Genomic DNA, 3,882 nt, shown 5'->3' with positions numbered 1-3,882 from the left:
CACCAAGCTTGTTCAGCTTGGCTTCGCGCTCTTGGTCGGCAAACAGACTCGTCTTGATCATGAAATTAGGTCAGCAACGTGGAGCCGCTATGATGCCACGGCTGCGGCGGTTTTTCGAGGTGCCCTATAGTGAGTCGTGAGGCCCTATTAGGGCTGGTCGATTGGCTGGCTAAGCGAGCATCTGATGCAGCCCAAGAGCGAAGCGGAGATATGGACGCAACTTCCACCGGAAGCGCGCCGCGCTGTGGTGTGCCAACTGAGTTGCCTGGCTTGCCGCCAATGGAGCGCAGCGCCCAAGGCGGAGGATCCTGCTCATGAACGCCACCATTTCCCCTTCACGCAGCAGCAAGATCAACCGGCATCAAACAGAGCGGCTGGCTGTTGTGTACGTGCGCCAATCGACGCCCCAGCAGATGAGCCGCCACCCGGAGTCGACTCGACTTCAGTACGGTCTGGTCGAGCGGGCCGTCATGCTGGGATGGGAGCGCTCGCAAGTGCAGGTCATTGATGAAGACTTGGGTAAATCGGGCGCCACGGCACAGGGACGAGCGGGCTTTCAACGTTTGGTCAGTGAAGTCAGCCTGAATCAAGTCGGGCTGGTATTGGGCATTGAAATGTCGCGCCTGGCACGCTCCTGTCGCGACTGGTACCAACTGCTGGAGGTCTGCGGATTATTTGATACCCTGATAGGTGACTGGGACGGCGTCTACGACCCCGGCGACTACAACGACCGACTTTTACTGGGTTTGAAGGGAACCATGAGTGAGGCGGAACTCCATCTGATCAAGCAGCGCATGCTCGCGGGCAAACGTGCCAAAGCAGAACGCGGCGAGCTCGGCATGATGACACCGCGAGGCTATATCAAACTGCCATCCGGCGAAGTTGTCAAGGATCCCGATGAGCAGGCGCAAACCACCATCGCTCTCATTTTTGATCAATTCGAGCGCTTGGGAAGTCTCAACGGTGTGCTGCAATATTTGGTCCGTCGCCATATCCTGCTGCCGCATCGGATACGTGGCGGCTTGCGTAAAGGCGACCTGGAGTGGCGCCGGCCAAACCGGGCGACACTGGCCGATCTGCTGCATAACCCCATTTATGCCGGCGCCTATGTTTACGGACGCCGTCCCACCGATCCGCGATGTCGCCAGCCGGGGCGGCCGGCGACAGGCAAGCTGGTGGCGAAGCCGGAGCAATGGTCGGTGCTGCACAAGAATAGGCTGCCGGGCTATATCAGCTGGGAACAGTTTGAGCGCAATCAGCTGCAAATGAAGAACAATAGCGCTCAAGGCTTGGGCGCCATCCGGAATGGACCATCGCTCCTGTCTGGATTGCTCATTTGTGGACGTTGCGGGCTGCGCATGGCGCCGCTTTATCGGGATAATGGCCACAGACTGCGTTACGATTGCAGCCGGATGGCCATCGATTACGGCGAGGCGCGCTGTCAATCGCTGTCCGGGCAGGTGCTGGACGACTTCGTGGCGGCACAGGTACTGCGCGCCCTGCAGCCAGCGGCGCTGGAGATCAGCTTGCGGGCGGCCGCGGAAGTCGAGGCCGAACTGAGCCTGCAGCACCGGCACTGGCAGCAGCGCCTGGAACGGGCGCATTACGAAGTCGAGCGCGCAGCACGCCAATATCAGGCGGTCGAACCGGAGCATCGATTGGTGGCGCGTACCCTGGAAAGGCAATGGGAGGACGCCTTGGCCGGTGAATCGACGCTGAAGGCCGAGCATGGGCGTTTCCTCGCCAAGCAGGCGGCTTGCCTGTCGGCCGAACAGCGTGCCGCGATCCGGCTGCTGGCCGCCGATATTCCGGCTTTGTGGCACGCACCCACCACCACGGCTGCTGAACACCAGGCTATTGTGCGTCAGTTGATCGAACGGGTCATCGTCAACGTGCAGGGTGACAGCGAGCGGGTCGACGTCCAGATCCACTGGAACGGCGGACACGCATCGGCCGCCATGATTACCCGCCCGGTGGCGCGCCTGGATCAACTCAGCTATTACCCGGAATTGGCAGCGCGGGTGACGGCGCTGCATGGCCAAGGCTGTGCCAATGCCCGCATTGCCCAGACGCTCAACGAGGAAGGCTGGCGCCCCGCCAAGCGCTGCGAGCAGTTCAACGCTGCAATTGTGGGCGCTATGACGGTGCGCCTGGGCTTGCGAAGCCGGAACCGCGCGCCGGCCGCTACGGCGGAACGTCAGGCCAATGAATGGACGCTCGCCGAACTGGCACACAAACTGGATATGCCCGAACCGACGCTGTATTCGTGGCTGCGTCATGGCCAATTCAAGGCGCGCACCGTGGTCAGCCAGTCTCATCGGCTCTGGCTGATCCAAGCCACAGAGGAAGAGTTGATGCGATTGCAAACACGGCGGCTTTCGTTACGCCGTAACGAAGCACCGATCGACTCTCACGCACCTATTTCACGGAGCTGACTATGACGGACACGACAGCGCAACGGCAGGCGCGATACAGGGCCAACCGGCCAATGGCGGGCACGGAAGGCAATGGCGCGCATCGGCTCGACATGTGGATTGACAGCAGGGCATATTATGCGCTCGGGCGATTGGCCCGCCGTTACGGCGTAACGAGACGAAAAATGATCGAGCGTCTCGTTTGCGCCGAGGATGACCGCATTCTGGCCACGCTGCACATCGACACTGCCGAGTTGGATCATTACTTGCAAAGCAAGACGTTACGCCGTAACGATTGCCCTAATGAGTCTTAAGGAGGTTGTATGACTGGTAAATATCGATCTCCCAACGTGCCCGGTACCAATCGATCAATTCGACCGCCTGCTCGCGCGTCTCGACTGCACGGTTCGTCAGCAAACGCCACTCGACTGGCTTGGTGCCGGCCGGTGCGCCCACTTCGCGCGCAATCAGGCACGTGACGGTCAGGCGAGCATGTTTGCCGTCGCTGATCCCGACTTCGCGTGCCCACAATTGTTGTCGTACGCTGCGCGCCTTGCGGTTCTCACGCGCTCCCAGCATGAATTCGATCTCGCCGATCGGTACCCCTGCCGTGGTCGTATCCCACAGCTTAGCGCCGTCACCGGCAGGCAGACATCGGTCATGTTTGGCGCGCACCAGCCAATCGGCTGGCGTATGCAGTTCGTGCGCGCGGCGCATCATGTCGACCATGTCTGCTTCCCGGTCGGCCAGATAGACCAGTCTTGTACCGGGCATCTCGGCGGCCATCTCCGCCACCCGCTCATAGCCTTCCACCCAGCGCAAACTCTCCTTCTGGCTTGGCCGCACGCCGTCGGCGCCGCGCTTCTCGCGTGCCCACATCCAGGCATCGAGCACGCCGAGCGATTCACGTTCCGTCGTTATCGCCAAGGTCGGGTGCAGGTACATGCCGCGCCGCGCCTCGTAATTGAGCGGACCCAGTCCAGCAATTTCCTGTCCGTTAAAGTCCAGTTCCGTTGTGTCCTGGATGCACAGCACCACTTTCTGTTCACGCATGCGTTCCTGAGTGCGCGCCCAGTGCGGTGCCAAGATGCTCTCCCAGGCAACGTCCGAGTTGCGCAGAAAGCGATAGGCAGCGCAAGTCTCGCTCCAGGTGTCGCACGCTTCCGGAATGCTGGCCATCGGTTTGGCTGCAAGTCGTTCCATCAATTTTTTCGCTCTCTTGTCAAGACGGGCGTCGCCAAGGTCGAGTGCCGCAAATTCCTGCTCTGTCCACTGCTGTGCTACTTTCATCACGCGGCCGCCCAAAAGACGAAAGTAAACGCGATTTGCCCGAAGTTTACGGTAAGCGATCCATGAACCTCAGGCTTGCCCGCTAATCCACCAGACGGCATGATGCTGACATCGAGGCGAAGGCAGGTTGAATGAGTTGGAGGTGCTTAGCGGCGCTTTGCCGGCTTCGGGATGGGAG

Annotated in this window: 2 protein-coding genes and 1 pseudogene; 2 read left to right on the top strand and 1 reads right to left on the bottom strand. The window is 60.6% G+C overall.

From position 1 onward, the window contains the following. Window positions 1-314 precede the first annotated feature (314 nt). Together F2P45_RS33775 and F2P45_RS33770 are read left to right on the top strand one after the other, a co-directional pair. On the top strand, window positions 315-2,435 hold the full coding sequence (locus tag F2P45_RS33775) for a recombinase family protein (RefSeq protein WP_166882586.1): 2,121 nt from the start codon (window positions 315-317) through the stop codon (window positions 2,433-2,435). Window positions 2,436-2,437: 2 nt separating this feature from the next. Next, on the top strand, window positions 2,438-2,728 hold the full coding sequence (locus F2P45_RS33770; protein WP_166882585.1) for a hypothetical protein: 291 nt from the start codon (window positions 2,438-2,440) through the stop codon (window positions 2,726-2,728). Here F2P45_RS33770 and F2P45_RS33765 read toward each other — a convergent pair. Continuing rightward, window positions 2,724-3,704: pseudogene (locus F2P45_RS33765) on the bottom strand (IS4 family transposase); the annotation flags it as partial. The gene F2P45_RS33770 and the pseudogene F2P45_RS33765 overlap by 5 nt on opposite strands. Window positions 3,705-3,882: the final 178 nt, after the last annotated feature.

It is taken from the genome of Massilia mucilaginosa (genome assembly GCF_011682145.1).
Taxonomy (GTDB): Bacteria; Pseudomonadota; Gammaproteobacteria; order Burkholderiales; family Burkholderiaceae_D; genus Telluria_A; species Telluria_A mucilaginosa.
Note: the sequence above shows the minus strand (reverse complement) of the source record. Positions and strands in the feature narration are given on the sequence as shown.

Coding starts and splice junctions, on each gene's coding strand:
- F2P45_RS33775 (WP_166882586.1), top strand. CDS start 315: ATGAACGCCACCATTTCCCCTTCACGCAGCAGCAAGATCAACCGGCAT.
- F2P45_RS33770 (WP_166882585.1), top strand. CDS start 2,438: ATGACGGACACGACAGCGCAACGGCAGGCGCGATACAGGGCCAACCGG.